The sequence below is a fragment of the Streptomyces sp. NPDC058678 genome, assembly GCF_042714835.1.
GTDB lineage: Bacteria > Actinomycetota > Actinomycetes > Streptomycetales > Streptomycetaceae > Streptomyces.
The window spans coordinates 363210-385783 of sequence record NZ_JBHXSG010000001.1 but is presented as its reverse complement, the minus strand read 5'-3'; the positions used below and the strand labels follow the sequence as shown (position 1 = coordinate 385783).

Annotated in this window: 16 protein-coding genes and 1 tRNA gene; 10 read left to right on the top strand and 7 right to left on the bottom strand. The window is 72.9% G+C overall.

The window, feature by feature from the left end:
- Positions 1-25 precede the first annotated feature (25 nt).
- Positions 26-811 carry a GntR family transcriptional regulator gene (locus ACFWWR_RS01620; RefSeq protein WP_383868256.1) on the top strand — a complete coding sequence of 262 codons (786 nt, stop codon included), beginning with the start codon at positions 26-28 and terminating at the stop codon, positions 809-811.
- A gap of 72 nt (positions 812-883) precedes the next feature.
- Here ACFWWR_RS01620 and ACFWWR_RS01615 read toward each other — a convergent pair whose 3' ends face one another.
- Positions 884-1870 carry an aldo/keto reductase gene (locus ACFWWR_RS01615; RefSeq protein ID WP_383868254.1) on the bottom strand — a complete coding sequence of 329 codons (987 nt, stop codon included), beginning with the start codon at positions 1868-1870 and terminating at the stop codon, positions 884-886.
- A 125-nt stretch (positions 1871-1995) separates the two neighbouring features.
- The gene (locus ACFWWR_RS01610; RefSeq protein WP_383868252.1) at positions 1996-2658 is read right to left on the bottom strand and encodes an NUDIX domain-containing protein; all 663 of its coding nucleotides are present in this window, start codon (positions 2656-2658) and stop codon (positions 1996-1998) included.
- Positions 2659-2854: 196 nt separating this feature from the next.
- Between ACFWWR_RS01610 and ACFWWR_RS01605 the strand changes: the two genes are divergently transcribed.
- Both ACFWWR_RS01605 and ACFWWR_RS01600 read left to right on the top strand, forming a co-directional pair.
- Positions 2855-11038: a type I polyketide synthase gene (locus tag ACFWWR_RS01605; RefSeq protein WP_384301343.1), complete on the top strand. Its 8184-nt coding sequence runs from the start codon at positions 2855-2857 to the stop codon at positions 11036-11038.
- Positions 11035-12531, top strand: a complete 1497-nt coding sequence (locus ACFWWR_RS01600; protein ID WP_383868248.1) for a tryptophan 7-halogenase — start codon at positions 11035-11037, stop codon at positions 12529-12531. Before ACFWWR_RS01605 ends, ACFWWR_RS01600 begins: the two co-directional genes overlap by 4 nt.
- A gap of 223 nt (positions 12532-12754) precedes the next feature.
- On the opposite strand, the gene ACFWWR_RS01595 is transcribed toward ACFWWR_RS01600, so the two are convergent.
- Entirely contained in the window at positions 12755-14569 is a 1815-nt protein-coding gene (locus ACFWWR_RS01595; protein ID WP_384301341.1) for an ABC transporter ATP-binding protein, read from the bottom strand.
- A gap of 339 nt (positions 14570-14908) precedes the next feature.
- Positions 14909-14982, bottom strand: a tRNA-Pro gene (locus ACFWWR_RS01590).
- Between the two features lie 142 nt (positions 14983-15124).
- Here ACFWWR_RS01590 and ACFWWR_RS01585 point away from each other — a divergent pair.
- The 3 genes from ACFWWR_RS01585 to ACFWWR_RS01575 all read left to right on the top strand — a co-directional run bounded on the left by ACFWWR_RS01585 (position 15125) and on the right by ACFWWR_RS01575 (position 17406).
- Entirely contained in the window at positions 15125-15652 is a 528-nt protein-coding gene (locus tag ACFWWR_RS01585; protein WP_384301339.1) for a DUF309 domain-containing protein, read from the top strand.
- A gap of 411 nt (positions 15653-16063) precedes the next feature.
- Positions 16064-16834, top strand: a complete 771-nt coding sequence (gene cobF / locus ACFWWR_RS01580; RefSeq protein ID WP_383868242.1) for a precorrin-6A synthase (deacetylating) — start codon at positions 16064-16066, stop codon at positions 16832-16834.
- A gap of 146 nt (positions 16835-16980) precedes the next feature.
- Positions 16981-17406 carry a hypothetical protein gene (locus ACFWWR_RS01575; protein ID WP_383868240.1) on the top strand — a complete coding sequence of 142 codons (426 nt, stop codon included), beginning with the start codon at positions 16981-16983 and terminating at the stop codon, positions 17404-17406.
- Here ACFWWR_RS01575 and ACFWWR_RS01570 read toward each other — a convergent pair.
- On the bottom strand, positions 17393-18139 hold the full coding sequence (locus ACFWWR_RS01570; protein WP_383868238.1) for a cobalt-precorrin-6A reductase: 747 nt from the start codon (positions 18137-18139) through the stop codon (positions 17393-17395). The two genes, ACFWWR_RS01575 and ACFWWR_RS01570, sit on opposite strands and share 14 nt — an antisense overlap.
- 84 nt (positions 18140-18223) lie before the next feature.
- Here ACFWWR_RS01570 and ACFWWR_RS01565 point away from each other — a divergent pair, with 84 nt between their 5' ends.
- Positions 18224-19045: an HAD-IIA family hydrolase gene (locus tag ACFWWR_RS01565; protein WP_383868236.1), complete on the top strand. Its 822-nt coding sequence runs from the start codon at positions 18224-18226 to the stop codon at positions 19043-19045.
- Here ACFWWR_RS01565 and ACFWWR_RS01560 read toward each other — a convergent pair.
- Positions 19025-19798: a sulfite exporter TauE/SafE family protein gene (locus ACFWWR_RS01560; RefSeq protein WP_383868234.1), complete on the bottom strand. Its 774-nt coding sequence runs from the start codon at positions 19796-19798 to the stop codon at positions 19025-19027. The genes ACFWWR_RS01565 and ACFWWR_RS01560 overlap by 21 nt on opposite strands.
- Before the next feature lie 174 nt (positions 19799-19972).
- Positions 19973-21160: a thiolase family protein gene (locus tag ACFWWR_RS01555; protein ID WP_383868232.1), complete on the bottom strand. Its 1188-nt coding sequence runs from the start codon at positions 21158-21160 to the stop codon at positions 19973-19975.
- Between the two features lie 144 nt (positions 21161-21304).
- Here ACFWWR_RS01555 and ACFWWR_RS01550 point away from each other — a divergent pair, with 144 nt between their 5' ends.
- The 3 genes from ACFWWR_RS01550 (at position 21305) to ACFWWR_RS01540 (ending at position 22470) form a co-directional block, all read left to right on the top strand.
- Entirely contained in the window at positions 21305-21583 is a 279-nt protein-coding gene (locus ACFWWR_RS01550) for a WhiB family transcriptional regulator (RefSeq protein WP_383868230.1), read from the top strand.
- Positions 21580-22062 (top strand): Dps family protein, encoded by a 483-nt coding sequence (locus ACFWWR_RS01545; protein ID WP_383868228.1) that lies wholly within the window; start codon positions 21580-21582, stop codon positions 22060-22062. Before ACFWWR_RS01550 ends, ACFWWR_RS01545 begins: the two co-directional genes overlap by 4 nt.
- A 66-nt stretch (positions 22063-22128) precedes the next feature.
- Positions 22129-22470, top strand: a complete 342-nt coding sequence (locus ACFWWR_RS01540) for a DUF3140 domain-containing protein (RefSeq protein ID WP_383868226.1) — start codon at positions 22129-22131, stop codon at positions 22468-22470.
- Positions 22471-22574 lie beyond the last annotated feature (104 nt).

Sequence of the window (22574 nt, the reverse complement as noted above, 5' to 3'; positions counted from 1 at the left end):
CCGACCCTCCGAGGGAGGTACGTCCATGGCGAACACCGGCGGCTACCCACGTGCCGCGACCACCCCCACGCTGAGCTCCCTGGACTTCGCCCTGGACCGGAGCAGTCCGGTGCCGCTGTACTACCAGCTCGCCCAGCAGCTGGAGGCGGCCATCGAGCACGGCGTGCTCGCCCCGGGCAACCTGCTCGGCAACGAGATCGACCTGTCGGTGCGCCTCGGGCTGTCCCGGCCTACGGTCCGCCAGGCCATTCAGTCCCTGGTCGACAAGGGCCTCCTGGTGCGGCGGCGGGGGGTCGGCACGCAGGTGGTGCACAGCCAGGTCAAGCGCCCGCTCGAGCTCAGCAGCCTGTACGACGACCTGGAGGCGGCCGGGCAGGGACCGGCCACCCGGGTCGTGCGCAACGAGAGCGTCCCGGCGCCCGCCGACGTCGCGGCCGCCCTCGGTGTCGCGGAGGGCAGCCAGGTGACCGTCCTGGAACGGCTGCGCTCCACCCACGGCCAGCCCGTGGCCTTCCTGTGCAACCACCTCCCCACCGGCCTGCTCGACCTGGACACGCCCAGGCTCGAGTCGACCGGCCTGTACCGGATGATGCGCTCCGCCGGCATCACCCTGCACAGCGCCCGCCAGACCATCGGTGCCCGCTCCGCCACCGTCGAGGAGGCCGCCCTCCTCGACGAGCAGGAGGGCGCCGCACTGCTGACCATGCAGCGCACGGCGTACGACGACACGGGCCGGCCGGTCGAGTACGGCACGCACATCTACCGCGCCTCCCGGTACGCGTTCGACTTCCAGCTGCTGGTCAGACCCTGAACCGGCGGGGCCGGTCTCGTCGGCGGTCACGCCTGCGGGGAACTGCTCGACCACGGCGTGCGACGGCCGACGTCAATGGACCTCGTCCAGCCGCCTCCGCTGCTCCCCCGTCAGCTCCAGCTCCACCGCCGCCAGGTTCTCCTCCAGCTGGGCCACCGACGAGACCGCGACCAGGGGAAGGATCGGCAGTTCGCCGCCCATCTGCCAGGCCAGGACGACCTGGTTGACGGTCGCGCCGGTTTCCCTGGCCACCTCGTGCAGGGCCGCGAGGCGGGCCGGGGTGCCCGGGTGGTCGTAACCCGGCAGGAGAGGTCGGTCGGGGTGCGCGTACGTGCCCTTCAGGAGGGGTGAGTAGGCGACCAGGGTCAGGGCGGGCTCGGCCCTCAGGTAGCCGAACAGGTCCGGTCCCGCCGCGCCCAGCGTGCCGTCGGGGAAGAGGTCTCCGGGTATGTCGGTGCGGGGCCTCAGGTAGCTGTGTTCGTACTGGAGCACCTCGTAGCCGGGCAGTCCGGCGGCGGCCGCCAGGGCGCGGGCCCGTTCCACCCGCCAGATGGCGTGGTTGCTGACGCCGAGCAGGCCGACCGTGCCCTCCGCGACCAGTGAGGCGAAGCCTTCGACCGTCTCCTCGAGCGGGACGGTGTGGTCCTCGATGTGGGCGTAGAGCAGGTCCAGTTTCTCGACGCCCAGGCGCTCGCGGCTGCGCTCCGCCGCCTCGCGGATCACCTTCGCCGACAGGCCCTCCGCGTTGTCGACGTAGCTCGTGCCGGGGGCGAGGGGGCGGGCGCCGAGCTTGGTGGCGATGAGGACCTCGTCGCCGATGCCGCGGCTGCGCCGCCAGCGGCCCAGCAGTTCCTCGCTCTGTCCGCCCTGGCCGCCGTCGAACCAGAAGGCGTAGTTGTCGGACGTGTCGACGAAGTTCCCGCCGGCCTCGACGTAGCGGTCGAGTACGGCGAAGGAGGTCTCCTCGTCGGTCCGGGAGCCGAACAGCATCGCACCGAGGGCGAGCACGCTCACCTCTCGGCGGTTGTCCGGGTCGCTGCCGATGGCGCGGTACTTCATGACGTTCCTCCCGTTCGCGCCCTCATTCGGGGCACGAACGGGAGTTTTCATCTTCGAGTGCTCTTCAAGTCAAGTGTGTACGCCGGGAATTGGTGACAGGAGGCGGTGCCTGCCCTCCGCTTCGCTCAGCGTGCGAACGGCCCCTCCAGCGCCGCCCACTGCAGCAGCATGATCGTCTTCGCGTCGGCGATCTCCCCGGTGCGGATCATCTCCAGGGCCCGCCGGAAGGGCAGTTCGAGGATCTCGATGTCCTCGCCCTCGTCGTCCAGGCCGCCCCCTTCGTGGGTGCGGGTCGAGGGGCCGTAGGCGGCGGCGTAGAAGCTGACGCGTTCGGTGACCGAGCCGGGGCTCATGTAGACGTCGAAGACGTGCTGGACCTCGCCGATGGTGTGGCCGGTCTCCTCGACGACCTCCCGGCGTACGGCGATCTCCGGGTGCTCGTCCTCGTCGTCGAGCAGGCCGCCCGGGGTCTCGACCAGCAGGCCGTCGGGGTGCCCGTTGACGTACACCGGGAACCGGAACTGGCGGGTGAGCAGCACGGTTTCGCGTTCGGCGTCGTACAGCAGCATGGTGGCCCCGTTGCCGCGGTCGTGCGTCTCGCGCTCCTGGGTGCTCCAGGTGCCGTCGGCGTGCTGGAAGTCGAAGACGGTGGTGCGCTCGACGTACCAGTGGCTGGACAGGAGGGTCACGTCCCGCACCTTGACCCGCGGGTTTCCGGTGAGGTCCCGGCCGGTGCGGTCGAGTCCGGTGCGGCCCCGGCGGTCGGGGGTGTCGATACCGGCGGTCATCGGATACCCGCCGCGGACGAGGGAGAGTGCAAGTTGGTCATGCTCGCTTCTACCATCCGGCGGCGCCGGGACGTTCCGCAACGCCGGTCGCCGAAACACGCGATCATCACACCGGCCGGACCGTAGGCTCAACGGCGTTGACATGCAGGGACTTTGACGTCGGCCGTGCCGCGACACGGGCCGGAGGGGTGGGTACATGACGGGCGACGGGCTGATCCGGCCGCTGCCGGAGTTACTGAGGGCGCACGCCGAGAAGTGGCCGTTACGGGTGGCGTACGCCGACGACGTGCGGGGCGTCACCTACGCCGAGTTGGAGCGGCGCACCGGCCGGCTGGCCGGGTATCTCGCCCGGGTGGGTGTGCGGCGCGGGGACCGGGTCGCTATCTGTCTGGGCAACTGCGTGGAGATGGTCGAGAGCGTGCTCGCCACCGTGCGGGCGGGGGCGGTGGGCGTGCCCCTGAACCCGCGGTCCTCCGACGCCGAACTGGCCCACTTCCTCGAGGACAGCGGGGCTTCGGTCGTCGTCACCGACTCCGCGCACCTGGCCCGGCTGCACCCCGCGGGTCCCGGGCACCGCCGTCCGCGCGTCCTGCTCACCGGCACGGGACCGGTCCCGGCGGACGCCCCCGACGGCACGGTCCTCTTCGGGGACGCGGCCGAGTCCGACGACCGCGAACCGCCCCGGGACGACCTCGGACTCGACGAGCCGGCCTGGATGCTCTACACCTCCGGCACCACCCATCGCCCCAAGGGCGTACTGTCCACGCAGCGCGCCGCCCTGTGGTCGGTGGCGGCCTGTTACGCCCCGATCTTCGGGCTCTCGTCCGAGGACCGGCTGCTGTGGCCGCTCCCGCTGTTCCACAGCTTCGGCCACTCGCTGGCGATCCTGGGGGTCACCGCCGTCGGCGCGAGTGCCCGGATCACCGGTGAACTCCTGCCGCCCGGCGGCCTGTTGCGGGAGCTCCGCACACCCCACGAAGCCCTCGGCGGCCCCTACACCGTCCTTGCCGGTGTGCCCGCCGTCTACCACCAGCTGGTGGCGTCGGCGGGCGAGGACGCGACGCCCGTACCGGGTCTGCGGACGTGTGTCGTGGCGGGCGCCCCGAGCGCGCCGGCCCTGCGCCGGGCGGTGGAGGACCTCCTGGGGGCGCCGCTGCTCGACGCGTACGGCAGCACCGAGACCTGCGGCATGATCGCGGTGAACCGGCCGGACGGGCCGCGGGTCGACGGGTCCTGCGGGCCGCCGGTCCCCGGAATGGACGTACGGCTCGTCGATCCGGGCTCCGGCAACGATGTCACGGACGGCGACGAGGGCGAGATCTGGGTGCGCGGGCCCAGTCTCATGACCGGCTACCACCACCGGGCCGAGGCGACGGAGGCCGCGCTGCGGGACGGCTGGTACCGCACCGGTGACCTCGGCCGGCGCGTCGCACACGGCCATCTCACCCTCACCGGCCGGGTCAGCGAGCTGATCATCCGCGGCGGCGAGAACATCCACCCCACGGAGATCGAGCAGGCCCTGCTGCACTGTCCCGGCGTGCGGGACGCGGTGGTGGTGGGCAGGGACCACGACGTACTCGGCGAGGTCCCGGTGGCCTACGTCGTCCCGGGCCCGGAGGGGTTCGACCCCCGCCAGGTGCTGGCCGCGTGCCGCGCCCGGCTGGCCGAGTACAAACTGCCCGTGGAGATCCGCGAGATCGCGGCCGTCCCGCGTACGGCGTCCGGCAAGATCGCCCGCCACGCCCTCCTGCCGGACCTGTCCCGGCCGGTGTCCGACGTCCGCCCGGCCCTCCCCGCCCCGACGGCGGCCGACGGAGCCCTGCGCCGGCGGCTGCTGACGCTGCCCCCGGAGGGGCGGGAACGCGCGCTGCGCGAGGCGGTGCTCGCGGAGACGGCGGCGGTCTGCGGCGGCGGACCGTACGAACGGCCCGACGGGCGTACCCCCTCCGCCGATCCGGACGCCGACAGCCCCTTCACCGACCTCGGGCTGACCTCCGCGGGCGCCCTCACGCTGATCGAACGGCTCGGCGGGGCGACCGGACTGCGGCTCCCCTCGACGCTGGTCTTCGACCACCCCACCCCGGCCGCGCTCGCCCGGCACGTGCACGGCACGCTCTTCACGCCGGTGTCCGCCACCGCGCCTCCCCCTGCCGGGGAGGCGAGCCCGGACGATCCGGTGGTGATCGTCGCCATGGGCTGCCGTTACCCCGGCGACGTCCACTCCCCCGAGGACCTCTGGCGGCTGGTGTCGGAGGGCGGGGACGCCGTCTCCGGCTTCCCCACCGACCGCGGCTGGGACCTGGCCGCCCTGTACGACCCCGATCCCGACCGGGTCGGCACCTCGTACGCCCGCAGCGGCGGCTTCCTGCACCGGGCCGCGGAGTTCGACGCGGGCCTGTTCGGGATCTCGCCACGCGAGGCGCTGTCGATGGACCCGCAGCAGCGGCTGCTCCTGGAGACCTCGTGGGAGGTCTGGGAACGCGCGGGGATCACCCCGGCCACCTTGTGCGAGAGCGACACGGGCGTCTTCGTCGGCGTGATGTACGGCGACTACTCCGCCCGCTTCGGCCGGCACGAACTGGAGGCCCATCTCGGCCTGGGTTCGGCCGGCAGCGTGGCCTCCGGCCGGATCTCCTACGTGTACGGCCTGCACGGTCCGTCGATCACGATCGACACCGCGTGCTCCTCCTCACTGGTGGCGCTGCACTGGGCGGCGCAGGCACTGCGCTCCGGCGAGTGTTCCCTGGCCCTGGCCGGCGGGGTCACGGTGATGGCGACGCCGAAGCCGTTCACCGCCTTCAGCCGCCAGCGCGGCCTGTCGCCCGACGGCCGCTGCAAGTCCTTCTCGGCCTCGGCGGACGGCACCGCCTGGGGCGAGGGAGCGGGACTGGTCCTGCTGGAGCGGCTGTCCGACGCCCGGCGCAACGGTCACCCGGTACTGGCCGTGCTGCGCGGCTCCGCCGTCAACTCGGACGGCGCGTCCAACGGTCTCACGGCCCCGAGCGGCCAAGCCCAACAGCGGCTCATTACACGGGCGTTGGCCGACGCCGGGCTCCGCGCGGACGACGTGGACGCGGTGGAGGCGCACGGCACGGGCACCACGCTCGGCGACCCCCTGGAGGCGCAGGCCCTGCTGGCCACCTACGGCCAGGGGCGCGCCGAGGACCGGCCGCCGCTGTGGCTGGGCTCGGTGAAGTCCAACCTCGGGCACACCCAGGCGGCCGCCGGCGTCGCCGGGGTCATCAAGATGGTGCAGGCCATGCGGCACGAGGAACTCCCGCGCACCCTGCACGCGCAGACACCCACCCCGCACGTGGACTGGTCGGCGGGCCGGGTGGAACTGCTGACCGAGGCCCGCCCGTGGCCCGCGAGGGACACCGGGCCGCGCCGGGCCGGCGTGTCGGCCTTCGGCATCGGCGGCACCAACGCGCACGTCATCCTGGAAGAGCCTCCGCAGCCGACCGATACGCATCCGACCGATACGCAGCGGCCCTGCACCGGATCGAGCACCGCCGAGGTGCCGGTGCCCTGGCTGCTCTCCGGCGCCGACGAAGGCGCCCTGCGGGCCCAGGCCGGCCGTCTGGCGGCCCACTTGGCGGCCCGGCCCACTCTCTCGTCTGTCGACGTCGGCCACTCCCTGGCCGTGTCGAGGGCACCGCTCGCCCACCGCGCGATGGTGCCGGCCGACGACCGCACCCGGATGCAGGCCGCGCTGAACGCGCTCGCCGACGGCACGGGCGGCGCGGAGCGAGCCGTCGCGGATCCCGGTGTCCGTACGGCCTTCCTGTTCACCGGCCAGGGAGCTCAACGCACGCGTATGGGCGCGGAGTTGCGTGCCGCGTTCCCCGCCTTCGACTCGGCCTTCGACGAGGTCTGCCGGGCACTGGACGGCCGTCTCGACCGACCGCTGGACGTGGTGCTGTCCGCCGGGCCGGGTACGCCGGAGGCCGCGCTGCTCGACCGTACGGACTTCACCCAGGCCGGCCTGTTCGCCTTCGAGGTGGCACTGTTCCGGCTGCTGGAGTCCTGGGGCGTGCGCGCCGACTTCCTGGCCGGGCACTCCGTCGGGGAACTGGCGGCGGCCCATGCCGCCGGAGTGCTGGACCTGGCTGACGCGGCGGAACTCGTCGCGGCTCGGGGCCGGTTGATGCACGCCCTGCCCACGGGTGGCGCGATGGTGGCGCTGCACGCGACGGAGGACGAAGTCCTCGCCGCACTCCCCGAGTTCGGCGACCGGGTGGCGATCGCCTCCGTCAACGGGCCGCGCTCCGTGGTGATCTCGGGCGTACGGGACGCGGTGCTCGCGGTCGCGGCCGGCTTCGAGGAGCGTGGCCGCAGGACCGTACGCCTGCGGGTCGGCCATGCCTTCCACTCGCCACTGGTGGAACCCATGCTCGACGACTTCCGCCGCGTCGCCGAGGGGCTGGTCTTCCGGCCGCCGCGGATCCCGGTGGTCTCGGCCGTGTCGGGCCGCCCGGCCGAGGCCGGGGAGCTGTGTTCGCCGGAGTACTGGGTACGGCACGCCCGCCTGCCGGTGCGGTTCGCCGACGCCGTGCGGTGGCTCGGCGACAACGAGGTGTCGGCGTTCCTGGAGATCGGCCCCGGACCCGCGCTCACCGCCGCGGCCGAGGACTGCCTGACCGGTCAGGACGACAGGGGCCGGGCCCCGATGTGCGCCGGCGCCACGCGGGGCGGCGAGCCCGAGCCGCGGACGCTGCTGTCCGCCATGGCCCGCCTCCATGTGCGCGGGGCGCACGTCGACTGGCCCGCGGTGTTCGCGGGGACCGGTGCGCGGCGGGTGGACCTGCCGACGTACGCCTTCCAGCGGCAGCGGTACTGGCTGGACGCGCCGCGCACCCCCGGCGCCGCCGCGGACCCGCACGGACACCCGCTGCTGGGTCCGGCGTTCGCCGTGCCGGACACCGACCGGACGGTGTTCGCCGGTCTGCTCTCCGCCACGACCCACCCGTGGCTCGCCGACCATGTGATCGGCGGGACGGTCCTGGTCCCCGCCACGGCGTTCGTGGAGCTGGCCGTACGGGCGGGCGACGAGGTCGGCTGCGGCACGCTCGACGAACTCGTGGTCCTGGCCCCACTCCCCCTGCCCGCGGCCACGGGCGTACGCGTCCAGGTCGTCGTGGGCGCGGCCGACGAGTCCGGCCGACGCCCGGTCGACGTCTACGCCCGGCCCGTCACAGATGACGCCGAGCCTGCCGCGGAGGACGCCGAGCCTGCCTGGACCCGGCACGCCACCGGGGCGCTCAGCGGAACCGAGACCGCTCAGCCGGAGACGGACCTCGCCGTGTGGCCGCCCCAGGGCGCGACCGAGATCGACCTCGCCGACGCATACGACGGCCTCGCGGACCGCGGTCTCGCCTACGGCCCGGCCTTCCGTGGCGTACAGGCACTTTGGCGGCGGGACGGCGACCTTTTCGCGGAAGTCCATCTGACCGGACCGGAGTTGGCAACCGCCGACCGGTTCGCCATCCATCCGGCGCTGCTGGACGCGGCACTGCACGCCCCGCTGCTCGCGGGCTCCGCACCCGAGTCCGACGCGATCCGGGTGCCGTTCGCGTGGAACGGCGTACGCCTGTACGCGGCAGGGGCGTCGACGGTGCGCGTACGGGTCGCCCCGGGCGGCACGGACACGGTCTCGGTGACCCTCGCCGACCCGACGGGGCGCCCGGTCGCGCGGGTGGACTCCCTGGCCACCCGGGAACTGCCGGCCGACACGGCCGGACAGGCGGCCGAGGTGGTGCGACGCGCCCTGCTGCACCCCGGCTGGACCGCCGTCGAGCTGCCCGAGGGCGAGCGGCATCGCGTACACACCGGACGCTGGGCGCTCGCGGGCCCGGACGAGCTGGGCCTCGGCGGACTGCTTTCCGGCCTCGTGGACACCGAAGCGCCCGAACCGGACACCGTCGTGGCCACGGCGGTCGGCCCGGCGACCGATGCCGGCCCGCTGCCCGCCGTGCACCTGCTGACCGGCAGAGTGCTCCGCACGCTGCAGAACTGGCAGGACGACCCACGGACGGCGGGCTCCCCTCTGGTGGTGGTGACGCGGGACGCGACCGCGCCGGAGCCGGATCTGGCCGGGGCGGCCGTGTGGGGGCTGGTACGTGCGGCCCAGGCGGAGCTGCCCGGGCGGGTCGTCCTCCTCGACGTGGACGGTCGGCCCGAGTCGCTACGGCTGCTCCCCGCGGCAGTGGCCACCGGTGAGCCCCAACTGTCGATACGAAAAGGACAGTTGTCGGTGCCGCGACTCGCCGCCCTCGGCGAACTCCCCGCCGGACGCGGCACCTTCGACCCGGACGGCACGGTCCTGATCACCGGCGGTACCGGCGCGCTGGGTGCGGAACTCGCCCGCCATCTCGTCACCTCGTACGGCGTACGACACCTGCTGCTGACCGGGCGCCAGGGGCCTCAGGCGCCGAACGCCGCCGAACTACGGGGTGTGCTGAAGGAGTTGGGTGCCGAGGTGCGGATCGTGGCCTGTGACGCGGGCGACCGCGCCGCGCTGGCCGAGGTGGTGAAGGGCTGCGCGCCCGCGCTGACCGCCGTGGTGCACGCCGCCGGTGTGCTGGACGACGGCGTCCTGGCGGCTCAGACTCCCGAGCGGATGGCCGCGGTGCTCCGGCCGAAGGCGGACGCGGCCTGGCATCTGCACGAGGTGACCCGGGATCTGGACCTGTCGGCGTTCGTCCTGTTCTCCTCGGTGTCCGGACTGCTCGGCCGCGCCGGTCAGGGCACCTACGCGGCGGCGAACTCCTTCCTGGACGCCCTGGCCCGGCACCGCGATCGACTGGGACTGCCCGCCGTGTCCTTGGCGTGGGGCCCCTGGGAGCACGACGGCGGCATGGCCGGCGCGGGTGCCCCGAACGGAAGGGCCCGTGACGTGCTGCGCGCGCTGTCCGTGGAGCAGGGCCTGGCCCTGTTCGACGCGGCGCTCGGCGCGGGCGAGCCCGTGCTGGCGCCGATCCTGCTGGACCGCGGTGCCCTCCGGTCCTCCCGAGGGCCCCTGCCGCCGCTCCTGCACGGACTGCTGGCGTCGCGCAGGCCCTCCGCCGAAACCGGGAACGCCGACACCGGCTCCGCACCGGGTACGGAGCAGTCCTGGCGGCCGGGAGCCTGGCGCACGCTGCTGGCCGAGCTGCCCGCCGCCCAACGGGAGGCGGAACTGGCGAAGTTGATGAGCGCCGACGTGGCGGTGGTGCTCGGATATCCGGACCCGGACGCGCTCCCGCCCGGCAGGTCCTTCGCCGAACTCGGCTTCGACTCGCTGATGGCGGTCCAGGTCCGCAACCGGCTGAGCATGGCGCTGCGGCTCAGACTCTCCGCCGCCGTGGTGTTCGAGCACCCGACGCCCCAGGGCCTGGCCCGTCACGTACTGGGCCTGCTGGACGACCTGCCCGAGACCGCGCCGGAACCACGACCCACATCGGCGGACGACCGACCCGCGCAGACACTCTCCTCGCTCTACCGGCGGGTCTGCGAGGCCGGTCAGGTGGTCGCCGCGATGCACATGCTCGTCACGGCCTCCTGGGCGGTCCCGACCTTCGCGCAGGCCGACAGCGGGGAGCACGCACTGCCGCCGCTGCTGCGCGCCAAAGGCTCCGAGGGTTCGGAAAGCTCCGCGGGCGCGGCGGGCTCCGGCGAACGTCCGGTGCTCGTCTTCTTCACCGGGTACCACCCGCCCTTCGCCGCCCCCGGCGGGGAGTTCGCCCGGTTCCACGCCCACTTCCGGGGCGAGCTGGACGTCCTCGAACTCCCGCACCCCGGCATCGGGGCGGGCAGTGCCGTGCCGGCCGACCGGGACACGCTCGCCAGGACCCATGCGGAGACGGTGCTGCGGCACGTCGGCGACCGGCCCTTCGCCGTCGTGGGGATGTGCACCGGGGGCGCCGTCGCCCATGCCGTGACCCGGCGGCTCGAGGACATGGGGCGGGCCCCCGTCGGCCAGGTCCTGCTCGACACGTACCTGATCAACCACCGCAACAGCGACAAGGACTGGCTGCTGTCCCTGCCGGCCGTCATCGCGCCGCGCCTGGGCGGGAACCAGTTCACGGGTGACGAGGACAGGGGTGTGGCGGCACTGGGCGCGTACACCCGCATGTTCCTCGACTGGGACCCGGAACCGGTCGGCGCCCCGACCCTGCTGGTACGGGCCACACAACCGACCCCCGAGATGGCGGCGGGCGCGGACCCGGACGAGTGGCGGACGTCCTGGCCGCTGCCGCACGCCCAGGTCGACGTACCCGGCGACCACTTCTCGTTCATGCAGGAACACACCTCGACCACGGCGGCGGCCGTCCGGACCTGGCTCGACTCCCTCGGCCGCAGGGACGTTCCGTCGGCGCCGACCGCAGAAGGAGCACAGTGAACCCCATCGGTGAGGAGACGACGGTCGAGGAGTTCGACGTGGTCGTCGTGGGCGGCGGCCCGGCCGGGGCGACCGCCGCGTCGGCCGTCGCCCTGCGCGGCCACCGCGTCCTCCTCCTAGAGCAGCAGACGTTCCCCCGGTACCAGATCGGCGAGTCGCTGCTCCCGTCCACCGTGCACGGGGTGTGCCGCATCCTGGGCGTGGAGGAGGAGGTCGCGCGGGCGGGCTTCAAGCCGAAGCGCGGCGGAACCTTCCGGTGGGGCCGGAACCCGGAGCCGTGGCAGTTCTCCTTCGCGCTGTCTCCCCGGCTGGCCGACCCGACCTCGTTCGCCTTCCAGGTCGAGCGGTCCCGGTTCGACGCGATCCTCCTGGACAACGCCCGCCGGGTCGGCGTGGACGTACGGGAAGGCTGCCGCGTCAAGAACGTGCTCGCCGACGAGGAAAGGGTCCGGGGCGTCCACTGGACCGGCCCGTCCGGCGAGATCCGCGAGGTCCGGGCCCGCTACGTCGTGGACGCCTCCGGCAACGGCAGCAGGATCCACGGCGAGGTCGGCGGCGGGCGGACGTACTCCGAGTTCTTCCGGAACATCGCGGTGTTCGGCTACTTCGCCGGAGGCGCGCGACTTCCGGCGCCCGACGACGGCAACATCTTCTGCGCCGCCTTCGACGAGGGCTGGCTCTGGTACATCCCCCTCCGGGACGACCTCACGAGCGTCGGAGCGGTGGTCAGCCGGGAGAGCGCCGCCGCGATCCAGCGGGACCCGGTGACGGCCTGGCGCGGGCTGATCGACTCGTGCCCGGAGGTCCGTGACCTCCTGCGCGGCGTCCCCCGAGCCACCGAGGTGCCGTACGACCAGGTGCGGGTCCGCAAGGACTGGTCGTACTGGAAGTCCCGGCTGTGGCGGCCCGGCATGGTGCTGGTCGGCGACGCGGCGTGCTTCGTCGACCCGGTCCTGTCCTCCGGAGTGCACCTCGCCACGTACGGCGCCCTGCTCGCGGCCCGGTCCATCAACGGCGGCCTCGCCGGGGTGCTGGACGAGGGCCGCCTCTTCGACGAGTTCCAGGCCCGCTACCGGCACGAGTACGGCCTGTTCCACGAGTTCCTGGTCTCCTTCTACGACATGCACCAGGACGAGCGGTCGTACTTCTGGAAGGCCCGCAAGGTCACCCATGTCGACACGACGGAAGTCGAGGCCTTCGTCGACCTGGTGGGCGGACTGGCGTCCGGCGACGCGTCCCTCGGGCTGTCCGGGCAGGCGGGTGCCCGGCTGACGGCCGCCGCCACGGAACTCGACGAGGCAGTGGGCCGGCTGCCGGACTCCGACGGCCTGCGCAACCCGCTCTTCGAGGCCGCCACGATCCGCCAGGTGTTCCAGGAGGGCGCGGTACTGCAGGAACGAGGCGTCTTCGGCGGCCCGTTGGAGGACGAGACCCCACTGCGCCCGGGCGGCCTCGTGGCCTCGGACGACGGCCTCACCTGGGTGGCCGAGTGACGGCTTCTGCGCCAGAGGGACAGCGGGCACGGAGTCAGCGGGCACGGAGTCAGCGGGCACGGAGTCAGCGGGCACGGAGATTGCCAGCCGCGCGGCCCTGTGAGGGACGACGGACCGGCGAGGGGCGAGGGGCGATGGCCCGGGAGATAACCGCCCTCCTCGGCACCCGGGGGGGGCCGGCCGCGGGCGCCTGTACGCCCTCGGCCGGCCCCGGCGCTCGTGTTCACAGCAGGTCGGCCCCGGCGGGGCTGTCGTCGAGGAAACCGCCCGACTGGTGCTGCCACAGCGTCGCGTAGGCGCCCTCCGACGCGAGCAGTTCCTGGTGTGTTCCCTGCTCGACGATCCGCCCCCGGTCGAGGACGATGAGCTGGTCCATGCCGGCGACCGTGCTCAGCCGGTGCGCGACCACCAGCGCCGTGCGCCCCTCCATGAGCCGCCACAGCGCCTCCTGGACGAGAAGCTCGCTCTCGGAGTCCAGCGCGCTGGTCGCCTCGTCGAGCAGCAGGATCGGCGCGTCACGCAGGATCGCCCGGGCGAGGGCGACCCGCTGGCGCTGCCCGCCGGACAACTTGATGCCGCGCTCGCCCACCATCGTGTCGAAGCCGTGCGGCAGCACGTCGGCGAACTCGGTGACGTGCGCGGCCTCGGCGGCCCGGCGGATCTCGGCGTCGGTGGCGTCCGGACGGGCGAACGCGATGTTGTCCCGCAGCGTGCGGTGGAACATCGCCGGGTCCTGCGGCACGTACGCGATCAGGCTGCGCAGGTCGGACTGGCGCAGCCTGCTGATGTCCTGACCCCCGATCAGGATCCGGCCGGCGTCGATGTCCGTCATCCGCAGCAACAGCCGGGAGAGCGTGGTCTTGCCTCCGCCGGACCGGCCGACGAGACCGATCTTCGTCCCGCTGGGCACGGTCAGGTCGAGACCGTCGAAGAGCGTCTCCGCTCCGGCGTGCGCGAACGTCACCTTGTCGAAGCGGACGTCGGCGGCCCCGGGCAGCAGCGGCTCCGGCGCGACCGGGTCGAGGACGGTCGGCGGGGTCAGCAGCAGTTCGGTGAACTGGGCGGCCTCCGTCATCGCGCTCTCCAGCCGACGGTAGATCTGGTTGAACTCGAACATGATCCGCGTCGCGTTGGTGTAGTACGTGAAGGCGACCACGACCGCCTCCACCCCGTGCCCGCCCCCGCCGAGCGTGACCGCGAGCAGCAGGCCCAGCACGTTGGTCAGCACGGACAACGGCGCGACCAGCGTGTCGATGCGCAGGTTGCCGTAGTCCCACGACCGCAGCGAGAGCCGCCGTGACTCCGCGACGCGGGAGCGGTGTTCCGCGGCCTCGCGTTCCTCGGCGGCGAACGCCCGGACCGTGTCCATGTTCATCAGGCTGTCGGCTACGTGACCCGACACCCGGGCGATCGCCGCCTCGCGCTGTGCGACGAGCACCTGGCGGCGCCGGATGAGCGGCACCACGCACAGCGCCGTCACCGCGATCATCACCAGCAGCCCGACGACGAGGAGCGGTTCGTAGCGCCACAGGATCACCGCGCCGAACAGCAGCGGCACGAAGTTGCCCACCACGTTGAACGTCAGCGTGTCGACGAACTGCTCGAAGCGGGAGGCGAAGCTCAGCACCCGCTTGGTCAGCGAGCCGGCGAAGTTGTCGTGGAAGAACGCGGCGTCCTTGGCGAACAGCTCGTCCATGCCGATCACGTACAGGTTCTCGATGCCGAGGGCGTCGAGCCGGTTCAGGCAGTGCAGGCCGACGCGCCACAGCGCCTCCGCGAGCAGCATGACCCCGGCGAACCCGAGGACGTAGGGCAGCGCCGTGCCGACGGTGCTGCCGTCGTCGTCGGCGATACGGCCGACGAGCTTCGCGACGACCAGCGGCGCGATGTAGTAGAGGCCGATGTTGCCCAGCGCGGGCAGCAGTGTCCCGGGCACCGTCAGCCACCGGAGCCTGGCCAGTTCCCGTCCGTAAAAACGAAGCGCGAGGAGCACCGGGCCCTTGCCCGGCGGGACCTCGCGCGATGCAGGCGTTTCCATCCCCATCCCGTGTTGTCGTACGGCGGCCCGCCAGGTGCTCCGGCGGGCAGGTGCCGTGGTCGGTGTCCGCGCGTGACTTCGGTTTCGCGTGAGTGCCTCCGCTCTGGGGTCCTCAGGGTGGACACGAAGAGTGGTGGCTACGTCACTGTGCGAGTACGAGGGGACCGGGAACGGAGTGTCCCGCGACGGCGTGCGCGGCGTCCAAGCATTTTTCCCGGCCGGCGGCAAGCGCTGCGCCTCGGTCGTTTCCCGTGCGCACCGCGACACCCTCGAAGCCGGAAACGACCCACACGAAAAAGGGCCCTCCCAGGCTTTCGCCTGCGAAGACCCTTCATCCTGTCGGGACGACAGGATTTGAACCTGCGACCCCTTGACCCCCAGTCAAGTGCGCTACCAAGCTGCGCCACGTCCCGGTGCGCTTCCCGCGGTGAACCGCGTGATCGCGCGAAAAGCACTTTACCCCACGTCGCAGGCCTCGCCGAAGGCGGGGAGGGGCGGGGTGAGGAGGGGTGGGGGTGAAGGCGGCGTGCGCGGGGGGCGCGGGACAATCGGCGTATGGGCAGTGCATCCTCAGGACGACAGGCCGAAGCGCGGGACCGGGACGACGAGGGGCGGGCGCGCAACGCGCGGCCCCGGGACGGGCTCGGCCGGCCGCTGCCGTACGGCGCGGACGGTGTGGAGCGGCAGCCCGAGGGGGTCGTCCGCACCCCGGACGAGAGCGTCGCCGAGGCCCAGGAGCTGCTGGACGCGGGGAAGCCGTTCCACGCGCACGAGGTGTTCGAGGACGCCTGGAAGTCGGGGCCCGCGGAGGAGCGCGGCCTGTGGCGCGGGCTCGCCCAGCTCGCCGTGGGGCTCACGCATGCCGCCCGGGGCAATGTCACGGGCGGCGCCCGGCTGCTGCGGCGCGGCGGCGCGGCCGTGGAGGAGTGGGCGGCGGCCGCGGGGCGGGAACGGCCGTACGGAATGGACCTGCCCGGGATCGTGGGCTGGGCGCGGCAGCTGGCCGAGCACGTGGAGAGGGACCTCGCGACCATCGACGCCGGGGCGCGGGCGCCGCGGCTGCGGGGAGAAGCGGCCTCCTAGAAGCCGGACCGGCCGGGCCACGCCGGGGCGGGCCGCCGGGGGTACGGGCCGCAGCACCCCTGTCGCCGTCGGTTGCGACCTCCTAGGAGCCGGACCGGCCGGGGCACGCCGGGCCGGGCGCCGCGGGTGCGGGCCGCACCCGTGTCACCGTCGGCGCGGGTCTGCTCGTCCTCCGCCGACCGGCCGGGCGGCGGCAGCCGTGCCCGCGAGTGCCGCCGGGGCGGCCGGTGCGGGACCAGTTCGGCCGAGAGACGTCGCAGGTGGGGAGCGGTGCTCCCGGGCCCGGTGGGTGGCCTACGCACGGCTCGATCCGGCTGCGCCGGCACCGTCCGCCGCCTGGGCGGCGGACGCCTCGGGCACCCGTGTGGACGCGGTGCACGCGTTGTCAGTGCCGTGCGGCAGACTCGGGGCGTGCGAAAGATTCATGTCATCGGTATCGGCGCGGGCGACCCCGAGCAGCTGACCCTGCAGGCGGTCAGGGCGCTGCGGAGTACGGACGTGTTCTTCGTCCTGGACAAGGGCGAGGTGAAGAACGACCTGGTGCAGCTCCGCCGGGACATGCTCGACACGCACATACCCGAGGGGACGTACAGGGTCGTCGAGGCACGCGACCCGGAGCGGGACCGGGCAGCGGGCGGGGCCGCCTACTCCCCCGCCGTCGGGGACTGGCGCAGTGCCCGCGCGGAGATCTACGCACGGCTGATCGCCGAGGAGCTGGGCGAGGACGAGAGCGGCGCGTTCCTGGTGTGGGGGGACCCCGCGCTGTACGACAGCACGATCGGGATCCTGGACGAGATCCTCGAGCAGGGCGCGGTGGCCTTCGAGTACGACGTCGTGCCGGGGATCAGCAGTGTCTCGGCGCTCGTCGCCCGGCACCGGACCGGTCTGAACCGGGTCGCCCGTCCCGTCCAGATCACGACCGGCCGACGGCTCGCCGAGGGCTTCCCCGACGGCGTGGACGACGTGGTCGTGATGCTCGACGCCCACCAGACGTTCCGGCGGTACGCCGACCAGGACATCGACATCTACTGGGGCGCCTACATCGGCACGCCGGACGAGATCCTCGCCGCCGGCCCGATCGCGGAGGCCGCGCCCCGGATCGAGCGGCTGCGCGCGGAGGCCCGCGAGCGCAAGGGCTGGATCATGGACACGTATCTGCTGCGCCGCAATCGGCGGGAGTGAGGCACGGGTCGCTCTGGCACTCGTGCGGCTCGTCCGCATGCGGGAGCAATCCACCATGGTGCCGCAGCAGCAGTGGAGGGAGCCGGCCCGGAGCACCGCATGAAAAGCGGAGGCGGGCCGGGAGGGGTGGTTGCCATACTCGCGGCATGTCCCCCGCGCCCGTCCGCTTCCACGATCCCGGCAGCACGGCATCCGCCTTCAGCACGTCGGTGCTGGTCCGCTGCCCGCGCTGTGATCGGATCGCCCACTTCGAGCGCCGGACGCCCGCCGAATCCCGTCTGGTCTGCCGGTCCTGCGGCCTGTCCAAGGCCACGGCCCGGTGCGCCCGGCCGGCCCTGTGGCTGCAGGCCGAGACCAGGCACGGCGAGATCTGGGCGTACAACCTCGAACACCTCGACCTGCTCCGCCGGTTCGTGGCCGCGACGCTGCGGGAGCGGGCGCCCTGGTACGAACACGGCCGGAAGATGACCTACGTCGCCCGCCTGCCCGCCTGGATCAAGAGCGCCGGGAACCGCGACGAGGTGTTGCGCGCCATCGACCGCCTCCGTGCCTCCGTCGTCACCGCGGACTGAGGCCGAGCCACTCCAGGACCGTCGCCACATCGGGCACCGCCGTCACGCCCTCCGGCAGCGGCGGGCGTCCTACGACCACGACGGGCAACGCCAGTTCCCGCGCGGCCGTCAGCTTGGCGGCCGTCGCCTCTCCACCACTGTCCTTGGTCACCAGTACGTCGACGCAGTGGTCGTACAGCAGCGCGGACTCGTCGGCCACGGTGAAGGGGCCGCGGGCCAGCAGGACTTCGGTGTGCGGTGGCATCGGCGGTTCGGGCAGCTCCACGGACCGTACGACGAAGTGCAGGTCCGTCAGATGCGCGAAGGCGGCGAGGCCCAGGCGTCCGGTGGTCAGGAACACCCGTCGGCCGAGCCGCGGCAGCAGGTCCGCGGCCGCGCTCAACGACGCAACCGGGTGCCAGCGGTCCTCGGGGCCGGGACGCCAGGCCGGGCGGCGCAGCACCACCGCCGCGACCCCGGTCGCCGCCGCGGCCGCCGCCGCGTTCTCGGTGATCTTGGCGGCGAAGGGATGTGTGGCGTCGACCAGCGCGTCCACACGCCCCTCCCGCAGCCAGTCGGCAAGTCCGTCCGCCCCGCCGAAGCCGCCGATCCGTACGTCCCCGGCGATCACGCCCGGCCGGGCCACGCGTCCGGCGAGCGAGGTGGTGACACGGAGACCGCGGCGGGCCGCGAGCACGGCGGCCAGCTCCCGGGCCTCGGCGGTACCGCCGAGGATGAGGACGTGCGAGGGCATGGCGCCGAGCCTACGAGGTGCCGGACGGATGACGACACGCCGGGTACGGCCGACTTCCCGGGCATGGATGGCTATCGTCCGGACATGGAATCCGCGCGTGCCGTACTGATCGACATCGACGGGGTCCTCACCGTGTCGTGGCAGCCGCTGCCGGGGGCGGTCGAGGCGTTGCGGGAGGTCCGGGAGGCCGGTCTCCCGGTGGCCCTGGTCACCAACACGACCTCCCGGACACGGGCGTCGATCGCCGCGACGCTGGCGGACGCGGGCTTCGAGGTGACCGCCGGGGACATCCTGACCGCTCCGGCCGTCACGGCCGCGTATCTCGCCGAGCAGTGGCCCGGCGCGCGGTGTGTCCTGCTCAACAGCGGTGACATCCGGGAGGATCTGGAAGGCGTCACCCTCGTCGACGATGGTGAGGAGGGGGGCAGGGGCGACGGCGACGCCGTTCCGGATGTCGTGGTCGTCGGCGGGGCCGGCCCCGAGTTCGACTACGCGGCGCTCGACCGGGCCTTCGGCCACCTGCAGCGCGGTGCCCGGCTGGTGGCGATGCACCGCAACCTGTACTGGCGTACCGACGCCGGACTGCGGCTCGACTCCGGGGCCTTCCTGGTCGGCCTGGAGCAGGCGGCGCGGGTCGAGGCCGTGGTGACGGGCAAGCCGTCGGCGGCGTTCTTCGCGGCGGCGCTGGCACACCTCGGGGCCGGTGCGCAGGACGCGGTGATGGTCGGCGACGACATCGAGTCCGACGTCCTGGCGGCGCAGCGCGCCGGTGTCACCGGGGTGCTGGTGAAGACCGGCAAGTACCTCCCGGAGACCCATGAGGGGGCGAGCGGCACGCCCGACCATGTGATCGAGTCTTTCGCGGACCTGCCCGCCCTGCTGGGGCTAGCGAAGCAGCAGTTGTAGGCCGCCCAGGACCGTCGCCCCGATCACCAGTTGCTCGAACAATCGCTGGTTGATCCTGTTCACAGCCCATTTGCCGATGAACGCGCCGGGCACGACGAACACCACGAGCGCGGCGTCGAGGAGCAGCGAGCGGCCGTCGATCAGGCCGAGTCCGACGCTGAAGGGCACCTTGGAAACGTTGACGATCAGGAAGAAGAAGGCGGAGGTGCCGAGGAAGCCGAGCTTGCGGAAGCCGGCGGAGAGCAGGTACATCGACATCACCGGGCCGCCCGCGTTGGCGACCATGGTGGTGAATCCGCCGAGGACGCCGTAGGAGCGGGCCTTGACGCGGCCGGACCGGGTCGCGACCGAGTCCGGTTCCTCCTCGGTGTCGGCCGTGCGGCGCCGCCACACCGTCACCCCGGCCATCAGCAGCAGGATCGCCCCGATCGACGTCCGTACGATTTCGTCGTCCGCCCACACCAGGAACAGCGTGCCGGCGACCACACCGACCGCGACCGCCGGGAACAGTCGCCAAAGCGTGGGCCAGTGGGCGTGGCGTCGGTAGGTGAGCACGGCGAGCACGTCCCCGGCGATCAGGATCGGCAGCAGCACGCCGGTGGAGGCGCGGGCGGGCAGTACCGCGGCGAAGATCGCCAGGCTGACCGTGTTGGCCCCGCTCACGGCGGTCTTCGAGAAGCCGACGAGCAGGGCGGCGGAGGCGAGGGCGGCGAATTCCCAGCCGGTGATGTGCCAGAGGCTCATGGTGTTCATGCGGACACCGATGCTATGTGCAGGTAACCGGTGGCGTAAGGAGCGTCTCGCCAGATGGCCGGTGTTGCCGGCCGCGTTTCCCGCCTGGCTGGACCGGTACCACTGCCACCGACCTCACACCGGAGTCAGCGGTCGACACCAGCCAACCGCGTCATCAACCTGCGGTCGGCTCACCTAGTGCCGCTCCACCAGCACCGCGCTCCCCTGCCCCACGCCCACGCACATCGTCGCCAGGCCCCGCGCCGCCCCCGTCCGCCGCATCCGGTGCAGCAGTGTCGTGAGGATGCGGGCGCCCGAGCAGCCGAGGGGGTGGCCGAGGGCGATCGCCCCGCCGCTGGGGTTGACCAGGTCCGGGTCGATGCCGAGCTGGTCGACGCAGGCCAGGGCCTGTGCGGCGAACGCCTCGTTGAACTCGGCCTCCTCCAGGTCGGCGACGCTCCAGTCGGCGCGGGCCAGCGCCTTGCGGGTGGCGGGGACCGGGCCGATGCCCATCACGTCGGGATGGACTCCGGCGGAGGCGCCGGCGACGTAGCGGCCGAGCGGCTCCAGGCCGAGTTCGTTCAGTGCCTCCTCGCTGACCAGGAGCAGTCCGGCGGCGCCGTCGTTCATCGGCGAGGCGTTGCCCGCGGTGACCGTGCCGCCCTCCCGGAAGACGGGCTTGAGGCGCGCCAGCTTCTCCGGTGAGGTGTCCTCGCGGATGCACTCGTCGGTGTCGACGACGACGCCGTCGGGGCGCTCCACCGCCAGCAGCTCGTCGTCGAAGTGGCCGTTCTTGCGGGCGTCCGCGGCCAGTCGGTGGCTGCGCAGCGCGAAGGCGTCCTGCCGCTCGCGGGTCACGCCGTACCGTTCGGCGACCTCCTCCGCGGTCTCGCCCATGGAGAGCAGGCCGTGGAGGTCCTTCATCGCCGGGTTGACCAGGCGCCAGCCGAGCCGGGTGTCGACGGTCTCGATCCGGTGCGGCAGGGCTTCGTCCGGGCGGGGCAGCACGAAGGGGGCGCGGCTCATCGACTCGGAGCCGCCGGCGAGCACGATGTCGGCCTCGCCGGCGGCGATGGTGCGGGCCGCGGTGGTGACGGCTTCGAGGCCCGAGGCGCACAGCCGGTTGACCGTGGCGCCGGGCACGGTCTCGGGCAGGCCGGCGAGCAGCGCGGCCATGCGGGCGACGTTCCGGTTGTCCTCGCCGGCCTGGTTGGCGGCGCCCCAGTAGACGTCGTCGATGCGTGCGGGGTCGAGCGCGGGGACGTCGGCGACGAGGGCGCGGATCACGCTCGCGGCGAGGTCGTCGGGGCGTACGGCGGACAGGGCGCCGCGCAGCCTGCCGATGGGGGTGCGGCGGGCGGCCGCGAAGTGGACGGGACGCACGAGGGGGGCTCCTGGGCGACGTCTTCGGCATCGGACATGTAATTAGCGCTGCTAGTTTTTGACTATAGGCCCGGCTGTTTCCCCTGGGAAGACGCCCGGCACCCGCCGGTGGGGCGGCCGTCTTCGCGGTGTTTGCGCTGGTGCATGCTGGGCACCCGCGCCGCCATGGAGTGGTTGCGCAGTGCGGCCTGCGTGGGTGAGGACCCCGAGTTGTTCTTTCCCGTGGGCACGTCCGGACCGGCGCTGCGGGACATCGCGGCCGCCAAGCGCGTGTGTGCCCGCTGCCCGGTGACCGTCCAGTGTCTGACGTTCGCGTTGGACGACGGGCGGACCTCGGGCGTGTGGGGCGGAACCTGCGAGGAGGAGCGCGACGCACTGCTCCGTACGACCAGAGACGACGCCGCAAGGAGAAGCACCGTATGACTGTCGTGAAGAGCACGATTCCCGAATCCGCCCGTCAGGTCACCGGGGACGCACTGCAGAGCACGCTGGTGGATCTTCTCGGGCTCTCCCTCATCGGGAAGCAGGCGCACTGGAACGTGGTCGGCCCGCGGTTCCGTTCGATCCACCTCCAGCTCGACGAAGTGGTCACGGCCGCACGAGAGTTCGCCGACACCGTCGCGGAGCGCTCCTCGGCGCTCGGCCTGCCGCCCGACGGCCGGCCGGAGACGATCGCGTCCGCGTTCACGCTGCCCGGCCCCAAGGACGGCTGGGTCCGTGACTCGGAGGTCGTCGAGGTGATGGTCGAGTCCCTGGAGGCGGCCATCGGACGGCTGCGCGAGCGCATCGAGGCGACCGAGAAGGCCGATCCGGTCACCCAGGACCTGCTGATCACGGTCACCGCCGAACTGGAGAAGCAGCGCTGGATGTTCGACGCGGAGAACTGGCCGAAGGAAGACTGACCGGCACCCGGACGCACCCGTACGACGCCGATCGGTACCCGACGCACACGCACGAAGGGGCACTTGATGACCGACGCCCTCGAACTCGACGCTCTGTGGCAGGACTTCCACCGCGTGGTGAACATGACCTCGCAGGAGCTGGCCGCGTGGCTGCGGGTCAGCGACGCGGACGAGAACGCGGAGCCGCTGCCTGAGCACGCGGGCACCCCCACGGGGCAGCATGTCCTCGCGATTCTGCAGAAACGGCGCACGGATCTCACCGACGACGACATCAGCGTGATGTACGAGGTCGTCGACACCGTCACCGATGAGACGGACCTGGAGAACGAGCCCGCGGCCGAGGACGCGGCCTCCACGGCCCGCCGGCAGCGTCTGATGACGATCGGCCACGACCCGCTCAGGCCGTGACCGGACGGTCCACAGCTCCGAACCGGCCTTGCCCGCCGCCGCGTTGACGCGGCGGCGCCTGGCCGAACAGGTGGCCGAAGACCGCCTCTGCCACACGTCATGAT